The sequence below is a fragment of the Paraburkholderia solitsugae genome, from assembly GCF_013177695.1.
GTDB classification, from domain to species: domain Bacteria; phylum Pseudomonadota; class Gammaproteobacteria; order Burkholderiales; family Burkholderiaceae; genus Paraburkholderia; species Paraburkholderia solitsugae.
Map to the genome: position 1 here is coordinate 1 of NZ_WOEY01000092.1, position 22,004 is coordinate 22,004.

Annotated in this window: 19 protein-coding genes and 1 other RNA gene; 13 read left to right on the forward strand and 7 right to left on the reverse strand. The window is 63.0% G+C overall.

Features of this window, described 5'->3' with window-relative positions:
* Positions 1-17: 17 nt before the first annotated feature.
* From GNZ12_RS23940 to trxA, 5 genes are all read right to left on the reverse strand, one after another.
* On the reverse strand, positions 18-851 hold the full coding sequence (locus GNZ12_RS23940) for a M90 family metallopeptidase (RefSeq protein WP_172314307.1): 834 nt from the start codon (positions 849-851) through the stop codon (positions 18-20).
* A 15-nt stretch (positions 852-866) separates the two neighbouring features.
* Complete coding sequence (locus tag GNZ12_RS23945; protein WP_172314309.1) at positions 867-2,423, reverse strand: MFS transporter; 1,557 nt, start codon at positions 2,421-2,423, stop codon at positions 867-869.
* Positions 2,420-2,941, reverse strand: a complete 522-nt coding sequence (locus GNZ12_RS23950; protein ID WP_172314311.1) for a MerR family transcriptional regulator — start codon at positions 2,939-2,941, stop codon at positions 2,420-2,422. The genes GNZ12_RS23945 and GNZ12_RS23950 overlap by 4 nt, the downstream gene beginning before the upstream one ends.
* 180 nt (positions 2,942-3,121) lie before the next feature.
* A complete protein-coding gene (gene rho / locus GNZ12_RS23955) occupies positions 3,122-4,390 on the reverse strand; it encodes a transcription termination factor Rho (protein WP_006048863.1) in 1,269 nt (422 codons plus the stop codon).
* A gap of 237 nt (positions 4,391-4,627) precedes the next feature.
* On the reverse strand, positions 4,628-4,954 hold the full coding sequence (trxA, locus tag GNZ12_RS23960) for a thioredoxin TrxA (protein WP_054039468.1): 327 nt from the start codon (positions 4,952-4,954) through the stop codon (positions 4,628-4,630).
* Between the two features lie 443 nt (positions 4,955-5,397).
* On the opposite strand from trxA, the gene ffs reads away from it, so the two are divergent.
* From ffs to GNZ12_RS23985, 5 genes are all read left to right on the forward strand, one after another.
* An RNA gene (gene ffs / locus GNZ12_RS23965) (signal recognition particle sRNA small type) lies at positions 5,398-5,496 on the forward strand.
* A 207-nt stretch (positions 5,497-5,703) separates the two neighbouring features.
* On the forward strand, positions 5,704-8,367 hold the full coding sequence (dnaX, locus tag GNZ12_RS23970; protein WP_172314313.1) for a DNA polymerase III subunit gamma/tau: 2,664 nt from the start codon (positions 5,704-5,706) through the stop codon (positions 8,365-8,367).
* Between the two features lie 63 nt (positions 8,368-8,430).
* Complete coding sequence (locus GNZ12_RS23975; RefSeq protein WP_007182071.1) at positions 8,431-8,757, forward strand: YbaB/EbfC family nucleoid-associated protein; 327 nt, start codon at positions 8,431-8,433, stop codon at positions 8,755-8,757.
* Positions 8,758-9,024: 267 nt separating this feature from the next.
* Positions 9,025-9,621 carry a recombination mediator RecR gene (gene recR, locus GNZ12_RS23980; protein WP_063496327.1) on the forward strand — a complete coding sequence of 199 codons (597 nt, stop codon included), beginning with the start codon at positions 9,025-9,027 and terminating at the stop codon, positions 9,619-9,621.
* Between the two features lie 122 nt (positions 9,622-9,743).
* A complete protein-coding gene (locus GNZ12_RS23985; protein ID WP_172314315.1) occupies positions 9,744-10,976 on the forward strand; it encodes a CaiB/BaiF CoA transferase family protein in 1,233 nt (410 codons plus the stop codon).
* A 123-nt stretch (positions 10,977-11,099) separates the two neighbouring features.
* Here GNZ12_RS23985 and GNZ12_RS23990 read toward each other — a convergent pair whose 3' ends face one another.
* Positions 11,100-12,074 (reverse strand): NADPH:quinone oxidoreductase family protein, encoded by a 975-nt coding sequence (locus GNZ12_RS23990; protein WP_172314317.1) that lies wholly within the window; start codon positions 12,072-12,074, stop codon positions 11,100-11,102.
* A 228-nt stretch (positions 12,075-12,302) separates the two neighbouring features.
* Here GNZ12_RS23990 and surE point away from each other — a divergent pair, with 228 nt between their 5' ends.
* From surE to rlmD, 6 genes are all read left to right on the forward strand, one after another.
* Positions 12,303-13,061 carry a 5'/3'-nucleotidase SurE gene (gene surE / locus GNZ12_RS23995; protein ID WP_172314319.1) on the forward strand — a complete coding sequence of 253 codons (759 nt, stop codon included), beginning with the start codon at positions 12,303-12,305 and terminating at the stop codon, positions 13,059-13,061.
* Positions 13,058-14,149: a protein-L-isoaspartate(D-aspartate) O-methyltransferase gene (locus GNZ12_RS24000; RefSeq protein ID WP_172314321.1), complete on the forward strand. Its 1,092-nt coding sequence runs from the start codon at positions 13,058-13,060 to the stop codon at positions 14,147-14,149. Before surE ends, GNZ12_RS24000 begins: the two co-directional genes overlap by 4 nt.
* Before the next feature lie 5 nt (positions 14,150-14,154).
* Positions 14,155-15,093: a peptidoglycan DD-metalloendopeptidase family protein gene (locus GNZ12_RS24005; RefSeq protein ID WP_172314323.1), complete on the forward strand. Its 939-nt coding sequence runs from the start codon at positions 14,155-14,157 to the stop codon at positions 15,091-15,093.
* An 11-nt stretch (positions 15,094-15,104) separates the two neighbouring features.
* The gene (gene rpoS / locus GNZ12_RS24010; RefSeq protein ID WP_172314325.1) at positions 15,105-16,187 is read left to right on the forward strand and encodes an RNA polymerase sigma factor RpoS; all 1,083 of its coding nucleotides are present in this window, start codon (positions 15,105-15,107) and stop codon (positions 16,185-16,187) included.
* Between the two features lie 4 nt (positions 16,188-16,191).
* Positions 16,192-16,968, forward strand: coding sequence for a 3'-5' exonuclease (locus GNZ12_RS24015; protein ID WP_172314327.1), 777 nt, complete (start codon positions 16,192-16,194; stop codon positions 16,966-16,968).
* Between the two features lie 155 nt (positions 16,969-17,123).
* On the forward strand, positions 17,124-18,542 hold the full coding sequence (rlmD, locus tag GNZ12_RS24020; protein WP_172314329.1) for a 23S rRNA (uracil(1939)-C(5))-methyltransferase RlmD: 1,419 nt from the start codon (positions 17,124-17,126) through the stop codon (positions 18,540-18,542).
* 114 nt (positions 18,543-18,656) lie between these two features.
* Here the strand turns inward: rlmD and GNZ12_RS24025 are convergent, their stop codons facing one another.
* The gene (locus GNZ12_RS24025; protein WP_074284264.1) at positions 18,657-19,517 is read right to left on the reverse strand and encodes an outer membrane protein assembly factor BamD; all 861 of its coding nucleotides are present in this window, start codon (positions 19,515-19,517) and stop codon (positions 18,657-18,659) included.
* 38 nt (positions 19,518-19,555) lie between these two features.
* On the opposite strand from GNZ12_RS24025, the gene GNZ12_RS24030 reads away from it, so the two are divergent.
* Both GNZ12_RS24030 and pgeF read left to right on the forward strand, forming a co-directional pair.
* The gene (locus GNZ12_RS24030; RefSeq protein ID WP_172314331.1) at positions 19,556-20,848 is read left to right on the forward strand and encodes an RluA family pseudouridine synthase; all 1,293 of its coding nucleotides are present in this window, start codon (positions 19,556-19,558) and stop codon (positions 20,846-20,848) included.
* Entirely contained in the window at positions 20,845-21,702 is an 858-nt protein-coding gene (gene pgeF, locus GNZ12_RS24035) for a peptidoglycan editing factor PgeF (RefSeq protein WP_172314333.1), read from the forward strand. The genes GNZ12_RS24030 and pgeF overlap by 4 nt, the downstream gene beginning before the upstream one ends.
* The last annotated feature ends 302 nt before the right edge of the window (positions 21,703-22,004 follow it).

Sequence of the window (22,004 nt, forward strand, 5' to 3'; positions counted from 1 at the left end):
GGGCTGCGCGGTGGGCGTCAGGACGGTGCGAATGCGATCCCGATCCGTGCCGGGTCCTGACGGTAAAAGCGCGCCAGCAACCGGTATAGCTCGGGATACTCCGCCTCGAAGGCCTGCGGCTGGACGAACAGTGCCTCGCTGCAAACGGCAAAAAATTCCGATGGATGGTCCGCCGCATACGGATCGATTAGCGAATCGCGCTCGAAACGCGCCCAGCGCCTATCCGGCACCGCGTCCACTTTGGCGCAGAAGTGGTCGTAGGCATGGTCGAAAATGTCGGCCCATGCCTGTGAATCGAGCGGCGCATGCCAGCGGCGCATGAGCAGCGGGTGGCCGTCTGCCTCACCGTTCAGCATGTCGATCTTGTGCGCGAACTCGTGAATCACGACGTTATAGGCGTCCGTGCCGCCGGCCATCTGCGCGTCTTCCCACGACAACACCACCGGGCCGCCTTCCCACGCTTCGCCGCTCGCGTCCTGCTCGACCTCGTGCACCACGCCGTCTTCATCCTCAACCGTCTTGCGGATCACGAACTCGCCCGGATAGATGATCACGCCGACCCAGCCGCGATACAGGTCGAGGCTCAGGTTCAGTACCGGCAAACAGGCTTGCGCGGCGATCGCCACGGTCATGGCGTCGGTCAGCTCGAGTCCGTGCGCGGTCGAAAATTCCTTTTGCGCGATGAAGAGGCTGGTCAGTTCGCGCAGACGCACGCGATCCGGCGCCTCGAGGTGAGCGAGAAAGGGTAGCTCATCGAGCGTGGCTTGCCACAGGGTGTCGTCGATCGCGTAGTCGCGTAGCGCGCGGTCGCGGCGGCGCGTGCTGAACCAATGGGTGAGTTTCGAAAGCATGGCGTGATGAAACCCTTAGTCGATCTGCTTTTGCCATGCGGCGAAAATGCCGCCGCATAGTGCAACGCCGATCAGGAAGTAGAAGCCGTCCAGGGAGCTCAGGAAGCTTGCCTGCTGCGCGACCGTCCGGCTGATTTCCACTATTGCCAGCGAATGCGCCTCGGATGACGAGCGGCCGGCGGCGCTGAAGCTGCGGGTCAGCACAGCGAGCGAATGCTGGAACAACGGATTGTACGGATTCACGAACTCCGCGAGGCGAGCTTGATGCAGCGCCTGCCGATGCTGTTCGACGATGATGACCGAGGCCGTCGCGAACGAGATCGTCAGTTGCCGCACGATGTTTTTCAGCCGGTAACCATGCGTGAATTCTTCAATGGCGAAGATTCTAAACGTCAGATTGGCGACCGGCAGCACGATGAACAGCAACAGCAAGCCGCGCAGCAGCATCGGCACGACCAGCGCGGCTTCGCCCACGCCTGGCGACATGCGCGTCATCCATGCCGCGGCAAACGCGGCCACCGCGAAGCCCGGCACAATGATCCACTTCTTGCGTGGCAGGAGCTTCGCGTAACGCAGGTAGACGAACAGCGCGCTCGCCGAAATCAGTGACGTCACGCCGACCAGTCGCCCGGTATTCTCGACCGGATAGCCGAGGCCGCTCTCGAGAAAGCGCGACGTCAGATAGCTGAATACGGTCGAGATGTAGTAGTAGAACATGTACAGCACAAGCCCCACCTGGAATACCTTTTCGCGCAGCGCATGCAGGCGCACCAGCGGCGAGGGATGGTGCCATTGCTGGTACGCGAACCAGCCGAGCGCGACGATGCCCGCGACCGTCAGCAGAATCAGCCCCGGCGACGCGCTGAACAACTGGAACCGCACTTGCTGCATCACGATTTGCAGCGCGCCTTGCGCGAACGCGAAGATCAGATAGGGCCAGAAGTGCGCCGTGCCGCGTTCTTCCGGCAGGCGGTTGCCGGTGTCGGGAAGTGCGAGCAGGGCGAGAACGGCAAACAGCACACCGACCGGCGCCGTGCAGGCGAACAGCGCGCGCCAGTCGAAATGCGCGACCAGTTGACCGCCGATCAGCGGCGCAAGCGCACTGCTCAACACGATCATCACTAGAAAAGCACGGGTCGCCGCGGGCCGCTGCTGCGGTGTAAAGCTCATCTGGATCAGGATGCGGCAGGTGCCCATCATCGGGCCGATGAAGTAGCCCTGAAAGCCACGCACCAACGCGAGCTCGATCGACGACTCGCACAATGTGGCGGCGATCGCGCCCGCTGAATAGAGCAGCATGCAGCCGGCCACATAGCGCCGGTAACCGAAACGCTCGACCCACCATTGCTGCTGCAGGATGCCGAGCACGGCCGCCACCGCATAGGCGCTCGACGCCCAGACCAGTTCATCCGGCGACGCGTTGATGCCGCCGGCGATGTAGCTGGTGAAGAACGAAAAAATCGAGTTGTCGAAATAGTCGAGGCCGGTAACGACGGCCAGCACCCATGGGAAAAAATCGCCGCGCAATTTTGCGGCGCTAAACAACGGTACGCGGGACGAGGTCGCGCTCATGTGGGCGCGACCGATTTCTTCGAGCGCTTCGCGAGTGATGTGTTCTCCGCTTTGGCGCGTGCGTTGCGCCGCTGCTCGAGCAGCGCGTCCGCATTTTCACCAGCGAGACGTCGTTCGAGATAGTCGAGGTCGGGACTCAGTTCGGCCCGCAATTTTTGCGCTTCCTTGAGTTCGCGTCGCATCGTTTCGATACGGACATCGAGCGCTTCGACCTGTTCATGGATGGCGTCGCGAATCTGCCGCAGCGATTCGGTGGAATAGCGATGGCCGCCTTCGACCGGTTCGGGCGGGCGCTTGAGCATTTCGGTGATGCCGTGCAGCGAGAAGCCGAGCGAACGCAGGCGCAAAATACGGCCGAAGCGCTTCAGGTCTTCCTCGTCATAAAGACGATAGCGGCCTTCGCTGCGGGTAGGCGAGACGAGGCCGCGTTCCTCGTAGTACTTCAGCGTGCGCGGCGTGACCCCGAGGCGTTCGGCGGCATCACGTACGGTGAGCAGGGTAGGTGAGTCCTTCGACATAAGGTGGGGCAGGCATGACGGACTGGTTGCATTGTACTGCAACGTGTGCGTTCACGTACATGTTGTTGCGCCGGCACGCACTTTTTCAGGTGAAACCTTACGGACGAAAAAAAGCCGCTCGTTTCTGGCGAGCGGCTTTCTTATGCGGTGCAGCCGGAGCTGCGGCTTAGGCGTGAGGTCTTAGCTGCCGCCGCCACGACGCATCATGTCGAAGAACTCGGAGTTGCTCTTCGTTTGGCGAATCTTGTCGAGCAGGAATTCCATCGACTCGACTTCGTCCATGTCGTGAATGAACTTGCGCAGCACCCAGATCTTTTGCAGGACTTCGGGCTTGATCAGCAGTTCTTCACGGCGCGTGCCGGACTTGTTCAGGTTGATCGACGGATAGACGCGCTTTTCAGCAAGGCGGCGTTCCAGGTGCACTTCCATATTGCCGGTGCCCTTGAACTCTTCGTAGATCACGTCGTCCATGCGGCTGCCGGTTTCGATCAGCGCCGTGCCGATGATGGTCAGCGAGCCGCCTTCTTCGATATTGCGCGCCGCGCCGAAGAAGCGCTTCGGACGTTGCAGCGCGTTCGCGTCGACACCACCTGTCAGCACCTTGCCCGAGGCCGGCACGACGGTGTTGTACGCACGGGCGAGACGCGTGATCGAGTCGAGCAGAATCACGACGTCGTTCTTCATTTCGACGAGGCGCTTGGCTTTTTCGATCACCATTTCGGCGACTTGCACGTGGCGCGCAGCCGGTTCGTCGAACGTGGAGGCGATCACTTCGCCCGCCACCGAACGCTGCATTTCGGTCACTTCTTCCGGGCGTTCGTCGATCAGCAGCACGAACAGCACGACATCCGGATGGTTTTGCTTGATGGCGTGCGCGATGTGCTGCAGCATCACGGTCTTGCCGGACTTCGGTGACGCAACCAGCAGGCCGCGCTGACCCTTGCCGATCGGCGCGATCATGTCGATGATGCGGCCCGTGACGTTTTCTTCGCCACGCATTTCACGTTCGAGCAGCAGCACCTTGTTCGGGTGCAGCGGCGTCAGGTTTTCGAACATGATCTTGTGCTTCGAGGCTTCCGGCGGCTGGCCGTTGACCTTGTCCACCTTCACCAGCGCGAAATAGCGTTCGCCGTCTTTCGGCGTGCGCACTTCGCCTTCGATCGTGTCGCCCGTGTGCAGGTTGAAGCGGCGGATTTGCGACGGGCTGATGTAAATATCGTCCGTGCTGGCGAGATACGAGGTTTCCGGCGAACGCAGGAAGCCGAAGCCGTCCGGCAGCACTTCGAGCGTGCCGTCGCCGAAGATCGTGTCGCCCGTTTTGGCTCGTTTTTTTAGAATGGCAAACATCAATTCCTGCTTGCGCAGGCGGTTTGCACTTTCGATCTCGAGGCCATTGGCCATCTCGATCAATTCGGACACGTGCAGAGTCTTAAGCTCGGATAAATGCATACGGAGAACCCGCAGGAGAAGGTGCGACGAAATGAAATCTGGGAGGAGAGTGAGCGGAACCGCTCAAGGACTTACACGTCTTTTCGACGTTTTGCGGATTCTAGCATAGCACACGCCAATTTCCGCCAGTGCGACGACATGGCATCTTTCTTATTGAGCGTGTTGCCTGCTGACAACACGCTTAAGACAGCGCGCCTGAAGGTCTCAAGAGACCTGGAGCGCGCCGATACGACCGTTTTACAGGTTGCCGTCGAGGAACGCGGTGAGTTGCGACTTCGACAGTGCGCCGACCTTCTGCGCGGCGACAGCGCCGTTCTTGAAGAGGATCAGCGTGGGGATGCCGCGCACGCCGAACTTGACCGGCGTCGATTGGTGTTCGTCGACGTTGATCTTGGCGATTTGCAGGCGATCGGCGTAATCCTTCGCGACTTCGTCGAGGATCGGCGCGATCATCTTGCACGGACCGCACCATTCAGCCCAGAAATCGAGCAGCACGGGTTTATCGGATTTCACGACGTCCTGTTCGAACGATGCGTCGCTAATATGCTTGATTGATTCGCTCATTGTATGAATACCTCTATCGGTTCGAGGCCCGCCTGAATTGCTCGCCACGATACGTCAAAATCTAGGGAAACTTCCGTTCGCTTTGCCGCCATCGCAGTCTTGCCGGCGCATGCCTGAAAAAGTCGAAAGACCTTGTCCGGAATGTGCGGAAAGCTCGCGTTTGCGGGTCATCCGTACGGCAGTTTAGCTTAATTCGCTATGCGTTGCCGGTGGTGATAGTACTCATCAAGGGCAGGGGGCCAACGGCTGCCGGTGAAGTGTCTCTCCGTTTTGATAACCGCGACGCAGCTTATCTGGTGGCGGGCAGCGCAAACTCAAGTGCCCCGGACGCGTACTTGCGGGACACTGCCTATATAGTGCGAAGCGCCTGATTCGGCGTGTCGATGTCAGTTTGGTCGTATTAACAGTCGCGCGACCGCCCAAGCGATGATAGAATGTTTCGTGACGGGCCTCCTCGCATGGAGGGATGGTCAACCTGGTCAGGTCGGGAACGAAGCAGCCACAGCCGTTTTCCACCAGTGCCGAGGGTCAGGCTCGTCACCTTCCTTTTTCTTGTTTCTCTTCTGCCGTACTTCCCATCTCCTGTTTTACCCCAAGCGCTGTCACGCGGACACTGCGGTGGCATTTCTCGCGCGCTTCATCTATTTTTTTCTATCGGTCCGTTAGCCTGTTTCAATGAAGCGGCAACACGCGTTCGTGCGCCGTCTCGATTCGGTTTTGCGCGCCATCGTTACTGATACAATTTCCGGATGACCTATCAAGTTCTCGCACGCAAATGGCGGCCGAAGGATTTCGCTTCGCTCGTCGGACAGGAGCACGTGGTGCGCGCGCTCACGCACGCGCTCGATGGTGGCCGTCTGCATCATGCCTATCTGTTTACCGGCACCCGCGGCGTCGGCAAAACCACGCTGTCGCGCATCTTTGCCAAGGCACTGAATTGCGAAACCGGCGTGACCTCCACGCCGTGCGGCGGGTGCCGCGCGTGCCGCGAGATCGATGAAGGCCGTTTTGTCGATTATGTCGAGATGGACGCGGCGAGTAATCGCGGTGTCGACGAAATGGCGGCGCTGCTGGAGCGCGCGGTTTACGCGCCGGTCGATGCGCGCTTCAAGGTCTACATGATCGACGAAGTGCACATGCTGACCAATCACGCCTTCAACGCGATGTTGAAGACGCTGGAAGAGCCGCCTTCGCACGTCAAGTTCATTCTCGCCACCACCGATCCGCAGAAGATTCCGGTCACGGTGCTGTCGCGCTGTCTGCAGTTCAATCTGAAGCAGATGCCGGCCGGGCACATCGTGTCGCATCTCGAGCACATTCTCGGCGAAGAGAAGGTGCCGTTCGATGCTCAGGCATTGCGCCTGCTCGCGCGCGCGGCCGACGGCTCGATGCGCGACGCGCTCTCGCTGACCGATCAGGCGATCGCCTATTCGGCCAATCAGGTGAATGAAGAGGCAGTGCGCGGCATGCTCGGCGCGCTTGACCAAAGCTATCTGATTCGCCTGCTGGACGCGCTGGCCGATGGTGACGGCGGCGCCGTGCTGGCGGTCGCGGACGAGATGGCGTTGCGCAGCCTGTCGTTTTCGACGGCGTTGCAGGATCTGGCGAGCTTGTTGCACCGAATCGCGTGGGCGCAGTTCGCGCCGTCGTCGGTGTTGGACGAGTGGCCGGAAGCGGGTGATCTGCGCCGCTTTGCCGAAGCATTGAGCGCCGAGCAGGTGCAGTTGTTCTATCAGATTGCGACCATCGGCCGAAGCGAGCTGGGTCTCGCGCCCGACGAATACGCCGGTTTCACGATGACGCTGTTGCGCATGCTGGCGTTCGAGCCGGCACCCACCGGCGGTGGTGGCGGCGCGGCTGCGGCGCGTGCGTCGGGACCAGCGGGGGCAGGCGGCGCTAAACGCGCGGGTTCCCCGGCCGTGACTGCGCAGCAGGCGGCGGCGCCGTCGCGTGCGGTTGAAGCAGCCGCTGCCGTGCCGGTCCGATCCGTCAATCCGGTGGTGGAAGCCCGGTCCACGACGCAGGATTCGCAGCACGTTGCGTCAGCGGGGTCTGCTGAAAATACTGACGCGCCGAAACCCACTATTGTTGAAGCGGCGATCGTTTCGAAAGCCGCATCTGCATCCGCCTCTGGCGCAGCGCCTGCGCACGCGGCGGCAGACGTCATTGCTGCGCCGGCTCTAGCGCCGTGGCAGGATGAAACGTCCGTTGAACCGGTTCTGAGCGATCCGGTGCCCGCACCTGCGGACATGAGCGCGACCCGAGTGGCCCCGATGTCTGAAGCGTCGCTCCCGGCGCCGGCGGCTGAAGCGACCGACTCGACAGAAGCAACGAAGGTAGCGACTGCGCGGGCTTTGGCGCCGTGGGACGACGCGCCCACCGCGTCAGCCCCAATCGAGGCACCCGCTGCGGCCGCTTCCCAGCAATCGGCTCCGGTGTCTTCTCTCACCGCCCCGGCCGCAGCCGCGTTCGCACAGGCAGAAGAGGCCGCGCCCGCAACGGCATCGCAAGAGCCGCCGCCCGCAGCCGACATTCCGCCGCGCCGCGCAGGCGGCGCGAGCGACGCACTCAATGTATTGCGCAGTGCCGGCCTGAAAGTCTCGTCGGACCGTGGCCGCGCCACGGCGGCAGCCGCCGCCAGGCCCGCTGCAGCCCCGGCTGCGCCGAAGCCTGCCGCACCACGCGTTGTCGTCAATGTGCCGGCGCCGGGCGCCCCGCGCCGGGCGCCGGAACAGGACGCCGCGCCGACAGCGCGTGCGCCGTCGCTGCAGGCCCAGGAGCAAAACGGCTCGTCAACCGCGCCATGGGACGACATGCCACCTGATGAATACATGCCGCTCACGGCAGCGGACGAAGGCTATTACGGCCTGCCGGACGACAACTACATGCCGGTGTTCGACAGTGGACCCGACGATGTCCGCGTCAACGCCGCGCCTGCGTCGACCCCCGCGCCGGTGGTTGACAAGCGGCCGTTGCCGCCCGCCGTGCCGCTCGATTCGCTGGGTTTCCAGGGCGACTGGCCCGCGCTCGCCGTCGACCTGCCGCTCAAGGGCATTTCGTATCAACTCGCGTTCAACAGCGAACTGATGGCACTCGAAGGCAGCACGCTGAAATTGAACGTGCCGGTGCCCCAGTACGCGGAAGCCTCGCAGGTCGCTAAACTGAAAGCCGCGCTCGCTGACAAGCTTGGCCAGAACGTCGACGTATTGGTCGAAGTCGGCCCGGCGCGCCGCACGGCAGCCGCGCACGACGCCGCGATGCGCGCCCAGCGCCAGCAGGAAGCGGAGCGCGAAATCGGCGCCGATCCGTTTGTGCAGTCGCTGATCCGCGAGTTCGGTGCGAGCATCGTGCCCGGTTCGATCCGCCCGATTACGCAGGACGCCGGCCCGAACGGCGCGCCGTCCGTCCACTGATTCGCCGCGCCTTGTGGCGCACCCGATTTTCCGGATTTCACGCTATCAAGAAGGAGCATGTCCATGATGAAAGGCCAACTCGCCGGGCTGATGAAGCAGGCCCAGCAGATGCAGGAAAACATGAAGAAGATGCAGGAGCAGCTTGCATTGATCGAAGTCGAAGGGCAGTCGGGCGCCGGTCTCGTCAAGGTGACGATGACCTGCAAGAACGACGTGCGCCGCGTATCGATCGACCCGAGCCTGCTCGCCGACGACAAGGACATGCTGGAAGACCTGGTCGCTGCTGCGTTCAACGACGCCGTGCGCAAGGCCGAAGCCACCGCTCAGGAAAAGATGGGCGGTATGACCTCGGGTCTGCCGCTGCCGCCGGGCTTCAAGCTGCCGTTCTGAGTGACGTCGCTGCAAGAAGGGGCGCACGCCGCCGGCTGGACCGCGGCGTGAACTGAATACGCGAGCCGGGCTTGTTCAATCCCTTGCTCCGGCTCGTGCAAGTTCGCATCGGCGCAGGTCGCTTCGGTTCGTTTGTTGAGCGCCCTGGCCGATTCGTTATCGAGTTGATAGAAGTCACGGAAGCAACCGAAGCAACCGAAGCAACCGCATCGCCACCCGCATTCCGGGCCATACCGGGCAACACCCACTTCGACACCGCCGATCCGCATGAAACAACCTTCCGCCTTGTCGGCGCTCGTCGAAGCGCTGCGCGTGCTGCCCGGTGTCGGGCCTAAATCCGCGCAACGCATGGCGTACCACCTGATGCAGCACGATCGCGACGGCGCCGAAAAACTCGGCCGCTCGTTGTTGTTCGCGACTGAACATCTGCAGCACTGCGAGAAGTGCAACACCTTTACCGAAGCGCAGATCTGCGAGGTCTGCCTCGATGAGGAGCGCGATCCGGCGTTGTTGTGCGTCGTCGAGACGCCCGCCGACCAGATCATGCTCGAACAGACGATGACCTATCGCGGCCTCTATTTTGTGCTGATGGGACGGCTCAGTCCGCTCGACGGCATTGGCCCGAAGGAGATCCATTTCGACCGCCTGGTCAAGCGCGCCTCGGACGGCATCGTCAAGGAAGTCGTGCTTGCAACCAATTTCACCAATGAAGGCGAGGCCACCGCGCATTACCTCGGGCAGACGCTCAAGGCGCGCGGTCTTGCCGTGACACGTCTCGCGCGCGGTGTGCCAGTGGGCGGCGAACTCGAATACGTCGACGCCGGCACGATCGCCCGCGCGATGCTCGACCGGCGCTCGATGTAGCGCGGCGCAACTGAAAGCGCCACGTCGCGGCGCCTGCGATGCCTGAGCGAGCCGCGCGAGACCGAGCCGCCACGCTTCGCGCCGCGCGCCGCTTGGGCAAGAACAGAACACAGAGGAGACACATGAGCGTCAACCCCGACCCCAGCGCCACCGCCACAGCTAAAGGCCCGCTTGCCGGCGTCAAGGTGCTCGAACTCGGCACGCTGATTGCCGGCCCGTTCGCCGCGCGCTTTCTCGGCGAGTTCGGCGCCGACGTCATCAAGATCGAAGATCCCAAGGGCGGCGATCCGCTGCGCAAATGGCGCAAGCTTTATCCGGAAGTCGGCGGCACGTCCCTATGGTGGGCCGTCCAGGCGCGCAACAAGAAATCCGTCACGATCAATCTGAAGGCAGAAGAGGGCAAGGAGATCGTGCTGCGTCTGGCGAAGGAAGCCGATATCGTCGTCGAAAATTTCCGGCCGGGGTTGTTGGAGAAGCTCGGGCTCGGTTATGACGTGTTGTCGGCGGAGAACCCCGGGCTTGTGATGGTGCGGCTGTCCGGCTACGGCCAGACCGGGCCGTATCGCGACCGGCCTGGATTCGGCGCGATCGCCGAATCGATGGGCGGTTTGCGCCACATCACCGGTTATCCGGATTTGCCGCCGCCGCGCATCGGCATTTCGATCGGCGATTCGATTGCCGCGCTGCACGGCGTGATCGGCGCGTTGATGGCGCTGCACCACAAGCAGGTGAACGGCGGCAAAGGGCAGGTCGTCGATGTCGCGCTGTACGAGGCCGTCTTCAACATGATGGAGAGCGTGGTGCCTGAATACGGCGTGTACGGCATGGTGCGCGAGCGCACCGGCGCGTCGCTGCCGGGCATCGTGCCGTCGAACACGTATCCTTGCCGCGACGGCAGCATCGTCATCGGCGGTAATAGCGACCCGATCTTCAAGCGCTTGATGATCGCTATCGAACGCGAAGACCTGGCGAACGATCCAGGCTTGGCGCACAACGACGGCCGCGTGCCGCGGACCCAGGAAATCGACGGCGCGATCGCCGCGTGGCTCGCCACGCGCACCATCGACGAAGCGCTCGCCGTGCTGAACGCCGCCGACGTGCCGGTCGGCCGTATTTACAGCGTCGCGGACATGTTCACCGATCCGCAATTCATGGCGCGCCAGATGATCCAGCGCTTCAAGTGGCAGGACGGACAGGAAATCACGCTGCCGTCGGTGACACCGAAGCTCTCGGAAACCCCCGGCGAAACGCGCTGGTTAGGTCCGGAGCTGGGTGAACATACCGATGAAGTCCTGCAATCGCTGGGCTATGACTCTGACCACATTGCAAGGTTGCATGCGCAACAGATTGTGTGAGTGAGCGCGCGGTTAAGGCTCAACAAGTGAACGCCCAGCAAAAACGGCGCGCGATTTCAAAACCGCGCGCCGTTTCTATGTGTAGCTCGACGAAGCGCGTGTTGAGCACGCTACGGCTAACGGTTAAGGCGTAATCACCACCTTCCCGATCACCCGGCGCTCCGCCATATCGCGCAATGCGCGGCCGGTGTCGTCGAGCGAATAACGTTCCGACACATAGGGCTTGAGCTTGCCCTCGCCGATCCAGCCGGTCATCTGCTGGAAAGCGGCGTGATTGTGCTGCGGCTCGCGTTTCGCAAAGTCGCCCCAGAACACGCCGACCAGGCTTGCGCCTTTGAGCAGCGTCAGGTTGAGCGGCAACTTCGGGATTTCGCCGTTTGCAAAGCCGACCACCAGATAACGCCCGCGCCAGCCGATGCTGCGAAACGCCGGCTCCGCATACACTCCGCCTACCGGGTCGTAGATCACGTCGGGACCTTTGCCGTCGGTCAGCACCTTGATGCGCTCGCGCAGGTCTTCCGTGCTGTAGTTGATGGTGGCGTCCGCGCCGTGCTTCACGCAGGTGGCAAGCTTCTCTTCGCTCGATGCCGCCGCGATCACCCGCGCGCCGAGCGCCTTGCCGATCTCGACGGCGGCTAGCCCGACGCCGCCTGCCGCACCCAACACCAGCATCGTCTCACCGGCCTTCAATTGGCCGCGATCGACCACCGCATGATGCGAAGTGCCATAGGCGAGCGTGAACGCGGCGGCCAGCTCGAATTCGACGCCGTCCGCCAGCGGCACGCACGCCGCGACCGGCGCCAGCGCCTGCTCCGCAAACCCGCCCGAGCCGGTGAATGCGACCACCCGCGAGCCGGGCATGAACTGCGTCACCCCGGCGCCGACCGCGCGCACGACGCCTGCGACTTCCGAGCCGGGCGTAAAGGGCAGGGGTGGTTTGAACTGGTATTTGTTCTCGATGATCAGCACATCGGGAAAGTTGACGGCCGCGGCTTTGACGTCGATCACGACGTGGCCGGGCGGCGGCTCGAGGTCCGGCAGATTTTCGACGACCAGGCTCTCCGGCGGCCCGTATTGATTACAGCGAATCGCGCGCATCGTGTCTCCATATCGATCAGGGTCCCCAAAGGGGACTTCCTTCGGGGGCGTCGCAACCATTCTGAGTGTAAAACAATTCGCACGATCGTGCGTTTTTATTGCTCGCAACCCGGTGCTTGCGCGATCGATACCCGTCGGCGAAGGGTCCGGCGCGTGCGCTTTGGATGTGATGCGCGGACCGCCTGCCGTGTCGTTCGCGTGCCTTCTTTCCTCGGTTACAATCGCCGCATGCGAATCCTACTCAGCAATGACGACGGCTACCTGGCGCTAGGCCTTGCCGCGCTTTACGAAGCGCTCAAGCCGATCGCGGACGTCACCGTGATGGCCCCCGAGCAGAACTGCAGCGGCGCGTCCAACTCCTTGACGCTGTCGCGTCCGCTTTCGGTGCTGCGTTCGGCGAACGGTTTCTACTACGTCAACGGCACACCAACCGACTCGGTGCACATCGCGCTGACCGGTATGCTGGACCACACGCCGGATCTCGTCGTCTCGGGCATCAACAACGGGCAGAACATGGGCGAGGACACGCTCTATTCGGGCACCGTCGCCGCCGCCACCGAAGGCATCATGTTCGGTGTGCCGGCCATCGCCTTCTCGCTGGTCGACAAAGACTGGGTGAATCTCGAAGATGCTGCGCGTGTTGCCGCCGAGATCGTCGCGCACTACCTCGAACAACCGTTACCGGGGCATCCGCTCCTGAACGTCAATATTCCGAACCTGCCGTACGAGCAACTCGGCGCCTGGCAGATCACGCGTCTTGGCAAGCGGCATCCGTCGCAGCCGGTGATCCGCCAGACCAACCCACGCGGCGAACCGATCTACTGGATCGGCCCGTCGGGCAGCGCGCGCGATGCGAGCGAAGGCACTGATTTTCACGCCGTCGCCAACGGCCAGGTGTCGATCACACCGCTGCAGCTCGACCTGACCGACACGCAAATGCTGCCCGCAGCGCGCGACTGGGCGCGCGCCGGTAGCAGCGCTTCATGACCAGCGAGCGCGCAAAGCGCTTTCCGCTTGGCCTCGAGGATCTGGTGCGCGAACCGCGCCGGCCTGAAGGGCGTCCGGGCGAAGTGCGCGCGGCGGTACTCGCCGCGAGCGCGGCGCTGAACGCACGCCAGCAACCGGCGAAGAACTCGCCGCTCGGCTCCGCGGGGAAGGTCCAGGCGAAGCCGCCGGCGAGGGCGCAGACCCAATCGCAAGCGACGCCGCAAGCAAAGCCGCAGGCTAAGGCGTCCATGCAGGCGCCGGCGAACGCGTCGCCGAACGCGTCTGCTAGCGTCCAGACGAGGACGCAGGCCAAACCACACGCAACAGCCGCCGCGCAAGGTTCGGCTGTGCGCGCCGCGCCGAAACCGGCGCCGGTGAACAAGGCCGGCGCCAAACTCAGCGAGCGCACCGCTGTGCCGAACGTCGCGTTGAACGGCGCTTTAGCACTGACTTCGGAACGGGTTCGCGAACGGATGGTCGAACGCCTGCGTGCGAACGGTGTGACCGATCAGCGCGTGTTGAACGCGATGTCGGTGGTGCCGCGCCACATGTTCGTCGACCCGGGCCTCGCGGCCCAGGCCTATGAAGATGCCGCGTTGCCGATCGGCCATCACCAGACGATCTCCAAGCCCTCCGTGGTCGCGCGGATGATCGAATTGGCGGCCGCCGGCCGCGCATTGAACAGCGTGCTCGAAATCGGCACCGGTTGCGGCTATCAGGCGGCGGTGCTGAGCCAGGTCGCGCGGGACGTTTACTCGATCGAACGCATCAAGCCGCTGTCCGAACGCGCGAAGACAAACTTGCGTCCGCTGCGCATTCCGAACATCCGGCTGCACTACGGCGATGGCCGGCTGGGGTTGCCGTCGGCGGCGCCGTTCGATGCGATCGTGATTGCCGCGGCCGGGCTCGATGTACCGCAAGCATTACTTGAACAACTCGCGATCGGCGGCCGTCTGGTTGCGCCGGTCGGCTCGCAGGAAGGCCAGAACCAGGTGCTGACTCTGGTCGAGCGACTCGGACCCGCGCAGTGGCGCGAGTCGCGGCTTGATCGCGTTTTCTTTGTACCCTTAAAATCCGGAGTGATTTGACACCGATGAGTATGTTGCGCGCGATGCAAAGAACCAGACTGACTATTCCCATGACCGTAACCCAGCGTAGCGTGTGCGTGCTCGCCTTGTCCCTGTTGATGTCGGCGTGTGCGACCCGCCTCGATCAGGCGCCGGTCGTCGACCGCTCCGGCAGCGGCGCGCTCGGCACGCAAGCCGCGCAGCAGCCGGCCGTCCCCCTCGGGCCGCCGCCGCCGGGCTACTATCGCGTGAAGCCGGGCGATACCCTGTACCGGATCGCGCTGGAGAACGGCCAGAATTACCGCGATATTTCGACGTGGAACAATCTCACCAACCCGAATCAGATTGAAGTCGATCAGCTGCTGCGCGTCGTGCCGCCAGGCGCGAACACTGCAGCACTGACGCCGGGTGTGTCGACGGCGCCGATCGGCAGCGGTGGTGCGGTGCAGAGCGCGCCGCTTGGCAGCACGCCGCCGTCGGCAGGTGCAGCAGCAGGTGTCGCGACGCCGCCGATCTACGGTTCGGGTGCGAACAACGCTGCGCTGACGCCACCGGCCAATCCGGGTGCTGCGAGCGACTCGAGCGCCGGCGCATCCGGCAACGTCGTGTTCTCATGGCCGGTGCGGGGGCCGATGCTCGGCACGTTCAACGATTCGACAAACAAGGGGATTAATATCGGCGGCAACGCAGGCGATCCCGTCAAAGCTTCGGCGGATGGACGCGTGGTTTACGCCGGAAATGGGCTGCGTGGTTACGGCAATCTCATTATCATCAAGCATGATGCAACTTATCTCACGGCGTATGCACACAACCGCGCTTTGATGGTAAAAGAAGGGGATGCGGTGACCAAAGGGCAGAAGATCGCTGAGATGGGCAATAGTGATTCCGACCGCGTGATGTTGCATTTCGAAGTTCGCCGTCAGGGTAAACCTGTCGACCCACTGAAGTACTTGCCGCCGCAATAAGCGAAACGACCATGCCGAAATCGAAGCGCCGCCCGCCGCAAGCCGAGTCTGAGACGATCAGCCGCGTCACGTCCGCTTCGGTGGACGAAGGTGGCGCTTCGGAGGTGGAAGAAGAGATCGCAGAGGAGCGCGATGTCGACGAACGCCAGGGCGGCGCGGAAGAGGCCGGGGACGCACGCGAAAGCGTCAGCGAAGCCGTGCCGGACGCAGACGATTTCCGCGCGCTGCTGCAAGCCGAGCTGACGGCCGACACCATTCAGCATTACCTGAACCGCATCAGCGTCAAGCCGCTTCTGACGGTCGAAGAAGAGCAGAAGTATTCGCGTCTGGCGAAGGCGGGCGAGTTTGAAGCGCGGCAAGTGATGATCGAGCGCAATTTGCGGCTCGTCGTCAGCATCGCGAAGGGTTACCTGAACCGCGGCGTGCCGCTGCTCGATCTGATCGAAGAGGGCAACCTCGGCCTGATGCACGCGATCGAAAAATTCGATCCGACGCGCGGCTTCCGTTTCTCCACGTATGCCACATGGTGGATTCGCCAGAGCATCGAGCGGGCGATCATGAACCAGGCACGCACGGTGCGTTTGCCGGTGCACGTGATCCGTGAGCTCAATCAGGTGCTGCGCGCGAAGCGCCATCTGGAAAAAAATTCGATGAATTCCGGCGAAGCGGCCGAGCGCCGCGATGCCAGCATCGACGACATTGCTTATCTGACCGGCAAGACCACCGACGAAGTCACCGACATTCTCGCGCTGAACGAGCACACCGCGTCGCTCGACGCGCCGCTCGATCTCGACCCGGCGAGCAGCCTGCTCGATCTGCTGTCCGACGACCAAAGTCAGTCGCCGGATGCCGAAGTGCAGCACCGCGAGCTGGAAACGCTTACACGTGCGTGGCTCGCGCGTCTGTCGGACAAGCATCGTCATGTGATCGAACGCCGCTTCGGGCTGAACCACATCGAGCCCGCCACGCTCGAAGAGTTGGCCGACGAAATGGGCCTCACGCGCGAGCGTGTGCGCCAGATCCAACAGGAAGCGCTGGTGCGGCTGAAGCGCTTCTTTGCCTCCAACGGTGTTCGGAAGGACGCCGTTCTATAACCTGATGACACCGATTCTTGTTTTCGACATCGAGACGATTCCCGATGTCGCCGGCATTCGCCGCCTCGAAGATCTGCCTGCCACGCTGAGCGACGCCGAAGTCGCCGAGCGCGCTTTTGCGGCGCGCCGCGAAAAAACCGGCGGCGATTTCCTGCCGCACCACCTGCAACGGATCGCGGCGATTTCCTGTGTGTTCCGCGACAACAACGGTTTCCGTGTGCGCTCGCTCGGCACGCTGGAAGACGGCGAGGCTGCGCTCGTGCAGTCGTTTTATCGCGTGATCGAAAAGTACACGCCGCAGCTCGTGTCGTGGAACGGCGGCGGGTTCGACCTGCCGGTGCTGAACTACCGCGCGCTGGTCAACGGCATCCCGGCCTCCCGTTTCTGGGACCTCGGCGAGGACGACCGCGAGTTCAAGTGGAACAACTACATCAGCCGCTATCACGCGCGTCACACCGATCTGATGGACGTGCTGGCGATGTATCAGGCGCGCGCCAATGCGCCGCTCGATGCGCTCGCGAAGATGTGCGGTTTCCCAGGCAAGATGGGCATGGACGGCAGTCAGGTGTGGCACGCCTACCAGGCAGGCCGCATCGAGGAAATCCGCAATTATTGCGAGACCGACGTCGTGAATACCTATCTGCTGTATTGCCGCTTCCAGCTGATCCGCGGCGCGTTTTCGGCCGAAGAGTATGCCGATGAGATCAACCTGGTCAAAAATGCGCTGGCGCTGGAAACGGCGCCGCAATGGGCCGAGTACCTAGCCGCATTTGATCAGTAGGCCGCTAGCCGGTCTTGTAGCGAAGGGGCTGCGCACGCTAGTGTCGCCCGAGGTGCCAGGCGCGCCGCGGCGATCGCAGCCGCGCCGAATCATTGGCAAGGGCGGCGCTTCGTCTACAATCTCGCCTTTCCCCCAAGTTTGTCAGGAAGTCGCAGGTGTCCCGAACTGCCCCCCAACGTCGCTCGCCGAAGCGCCAGAAAGCGCCCGCTCCGGCGAAGGCGCACGTTATTACCGGCACTGAGCCGATCATCGAAATCGTTTCGCTCGACATGGAAGCGCGCGGCGTAGGCCGCATCGAGAGCGAAGACGGCACGCCCGGCAAGGTGATTTTTGTCGAAGGCGCGTTGCCCGGCGAGCGCGTCAGCTACTCGACGCATCGCAGCAAGCCAAAATTCGAGCAGGCTGAGGTCGTCCAGGTGTTCCGCGAAAGCGTGCTTCGCACCAAACCGAAATGTACCTACTTCGATATCTGCGGCGGTTGTTCGATGCAGCATCTCGACATCCGCGCGCAGATTGCCGTCAAGCAGCGCGTGCTCGAAGACGATTTCCAGCACCTGGCGAAGCTGCGCCCGGAGACGGTGTTCCGGCCGATTCATGGGCCGGCGTGGGGATACCGCTACCGCGCGCGTCTGGCTGTGCGCTATCTGCCGGAAAAGGGCGGCATGCGTATCGGCTTCTACGAGAAGAAGAGCAGCTATATCGCCGACATGAAGACCTGCGAGGTGTTGCCGCCGCACATTTCGGCCATGCTGATGCCGCTGCGTTTCATGGTCCGCAAGCTGTCGATTTACGATCGTATGCCGCAGATCGAGCTCGCGGTCGGCTCGTCGGTCACCGCGCTGGTGCTGCGCAATCTCGCGCCGATCACCGCCGCCGACGAACAGGTGCTGCGCGATTTCGCCGACGAGCACAAGGTGCAGTGGTGGCTGCAGCCGGGCGGTCCCGATACGGTCACGCCGTTCTATCCGCTCGACGTGGAACTCGACTACACGCTGCCGGAATACAACATCCGGATGCCGTTCAAGCCGACCGATTTCACCCAGGTGAATCACGCGATCAATCGCGTGCTGGTGAGCCGCGCGCTGCGTCTGCTGGCCCCGGTCCCCACGGACCGCGTGCTCGATCTGTTCTGCGGGATCGGCAACTTCACGCTGCCGCTCGCGCGGATTTCGAAGGAAGTAATGGGCATCGAGGGCAGTGAGGTGCTGACTTCGCGCGCGCTTGCCAATGCTGAACTGAACGGCGTGGCGGGTCATACGTCGTTTGCTTGCCGCAACCTGTTCGAAGTCACCGCCGACGATCTGCGCGCACTCGGCCATTTCGACAAATTCCTCATCGATCCGCCGCGCGAAGGTGCGCTGGCTGTCGCGAGGGCGCTGGCGGAGATCGCGCAGAGCGGTAATGGGCCGCTGCCCAAACGTATCGTCTACGTGTCGTGTGCCCCGGCGACGCTTGCACGTGATGCAGGCCTCTTGGTGCATGAGGCCGGCTACCGGCTGGTCGGCGCGGGGGTGGTGAACATGTTCCCGCACACCTCGCATGTGGAGTCGATTGCGTTGTTCGAGCGGGACTAAGGGCGCCTGCTGCCGGCTTGGGGCGCCCAAGCTGGCAGCGCCCCACAAACAAAAACGCCACGACTTTGGTCGTGGCGTTTTTGTTTAAAGCAGGTTTTCAGTGCGTTGTGCGGCTTAGAACTGCCACCACGACTTTTCCTTACCCGGCCTTGCATGGCCCGTGATGTACGGGCTGTCGGGGAAGGTGCCGGCCAGAATGCGTTTCGTGTCGTCGGCCAGTTGCGGCTGATTCAGCTTCTCGTACGACAGCATCATGATGTGCAGTGCGTCTTCGATAGCCGGCGCGTTCTTGTATTCCTTCAACGCCAGTTGCGCGCGGTTGATCGCAGCGACGTAGGCGCCACGGCGGTAGTAATAATCCGCCGCGTGGACTTCATGCGCCGCCAGCGCGTTCACGATATAGCGCATGCGTTGCGCGGCGTCCGGCGCATACTTGCTGTTCGGGTACTTGTCGACCACGACCTTGAACGCGTCATACGACTCGCGCAGCGACTTCGGATCGCGCTCGCTCATGTCCTGCCCGGAGAAGCGGCCGAACAGACCGAGGTCGTCGTTGAAGTGGATCATGCCCTTCAGGTAGTACGCGTAGGCGATGTCCGGGTGATCCGGGTGCAGCTGGATGAAGCGGTCGATCGCCTGGTCGGCGGCGGCGTTTTCGTTGTCTTTCCAGTTGCAATAGGCGACGTTGATCTGCGCTTGCTGGGCAAAGTGGCCGAACGGATCGCGGCCTTCGAGCATCTCGAAATACTTGGCGCACTTGCCGAAATCACCACCGGTCAGAGCGTCGTTCGCCTCCGTATATAATTTGTTGTTGTTCCACGTAGCCGTCTCGTCGGTTTTTTCCGGCAGGCCGTGACAAGCCGCAACAACGGCGACGGCTGCGGCGCACGCAATGTATCCGGCCACTTTCCGGGCCGCCTTCTTGATGGCCGCCAAATTGATCGCCGCTTTAGTGATGGTGTTCAAGGCTCGCATTTTCCAGTCTAGCTTTACGTCCAGGTGACCCAGACTCAATGACCCGCTCAAATACTCCAGGCGCCGCAACCGGTGCCGGGAATAGCAACAAAGATTATAGCGTAAGCGCTGACCCCTCCGACGCGTTGGGCGCCGATTCACTCGACGACGATCTCGGCAGCGACGCGCTAGCCTCCGCCGGCCTGCAAAGCAGGGTGCCGACGGTGGCCAGCCCCGTGGCGGACGAGTCGCCGCGCAGCGTCGTCGTGCCCGACGAACTGGCCGGTGAACGCCTTGACAAGGTGATCGCCCGACTCTTTCCGGAGTTTTCACGTAACCGGCTGCAAAGCTGGATCGAGTCGGAGCGGGTGCGCATCGACGGCAAGCCGGCGAAGATTCGTCAGCCGGTGCCGCTTGGCGCCACCATCGAGCTCGTGCCCGATCTGCTGCCGGAGCAACTCGCGTTCACGCCCGAGCCGGTGCCGCTTGAGATCGTCTACGAGGACGACACGCTGGTGGTCATCAACAAGCCGGCCGGCATGGTTGTGCATCCGGCGGCCGGCAACTGGAGCGGCACAGTCCTGAACGGTCTGCTGTACCGCTATGGCGACGCCGCGGCGGGCCTGCCGCGTGCCGGTATCGTCCATCGGCTCGACAAGGAAACCTCCGGCCTGATGGTGGTGGCGCGCACGCTCGAGGCGCAGACCGATCTGGTGCGCCAGCTCCAGGCGCGCACGGTAAAGCGCCGTTATCTCGCGCTGGTGTGGGGCAACATGCCAGAAGAAGGCACGATCGATGCGCCGATCGGCCGCGATCCGCGCGAACGCACACGCATGGCGGTGGTGACGAGCGCATCGGGCAAAGCGGCGCGCACGCATTTCCGGCGCGTGGATACGGCGATCTGGCAGCGTCAGCCGGTCACCGCGATTCATTGTGATCTGGAAACCGGCCGTACCCATCAGATTCGCGTGCATTGCGCGCATATCGGCCATCCACTGCTTGGCGATCCGGTTTATGGGCGGGCGCGCGGCAAGCGCTCGGTGACGCCGCTACCGGACGGTTTCGCGCGTCAGGCGCTGCATGCGTGGCGCCTCGGCCTGATCCATCCGCAAACCGGCCGGACCATGCAATGGCGCGCCGATGCACCGGAAGACATGCAGGTGCTGTCGGCGGCGCTTGGCCTTGGGCGTGACGATGCGGGCGAGTTCGACGAGACGTACTATGAGGAAGACGACTACGACGCCTCGCCGGGCGACGCTTCGCTGGACGACGATGATGCCGACGCAGGCGAAGCACACGGTGACGGTGCTGACGACGAAGGTGACGAACACGACGAGGACGATCACGCATGAGCTTGCCCGAGCTGAGCTTTGCCGATGTTGTGCAACCCGCGTGGAACGTGTCGCCGCGTGTGCGCGCGCTCGTCACCACGCGCAACGGCGGCGTGAGCGAGTCGCCGTTCGGCCGCTGGCAGGACGGCACGGACCAGCCCGGCGGCCTGAATCTAGGGATGAAAGCCGGTGACGATCCCGCCGCGGTGGCAACCAATCGCGCACGGTTGCTGAATCTGGCCGGCGTAGGCGAGGCCGCATGGCTCGAACAGATTCACGGCGCCGGCATCGTGCGTGCCGAAGACGTGCTCGAGCAGGCTCGCGCAATCGGCACGCCGACACGCGCCGATGCCAGCGTCACCGATCGGCCCGGCACCGTGTGTGTTGTGATGGTGGCCGATTGCATGCCGGTGCTTCTGTGCGATGAAGCGGGCCGCGCCGTCGGTGCGGCCCATGCCGGGTGGCGCGGCCTGGCGGCGGGAATTGTCGAGCAGACCGCGCAACGCGTCGCCGCTCTTGCCGGCGTGGAGGCCGCGTCGTTGCACGCCTATCTCGGCCCGGCGATCGGGCCGAACGCCTTCGAGGTGGGTGCAGATGTGCGTGACGCCTTCATGAACGGCGTGGAAGGCGCGCAACGCGAGGCCACGGCGAATGCATTCATTGTGCATCCACAAAACCCCGGCAAATATCTCGCCGATCTCGCCGTGCTGGCGCGTTTGCGCTTGCAGCGGCTCGGCGTGACGCGCATCGTCGGCGGCGATCTGTGTACGGTCACGCAACGTGAGCGTTTCTATTCCTATCGCCGCGATCGCGAGACTGGCCGCATGGCTGCGCTCATCTGGCTGGACGATCAGGCGCAGACGATCGCGGAATAAGTCAGCCGCCTTGGCGCCCACCGCAGTAAGCGCGACGCCCTCCTGCTGGCAAACGTATGAGGGTTTATTCGGAGGCGCGGCACGCTTTTTTGCTGCGCTGCCGGAATTCGCCGCGCATGCGTAAATCTGCCACCAAAAGTGTTCGTGCGCGAATGGATAAATTGAGATAAGGCCGTGCAGTGTGGGAGCTTTTTCCATTTGCGTTGGCACCGACGAACCCATGTTCCAAAAGCGCGATCTGCTACACAGGGAAAACGATAATTAAAAAACTATCGCACTGCGGCAAAATCGGGAACAAGCAT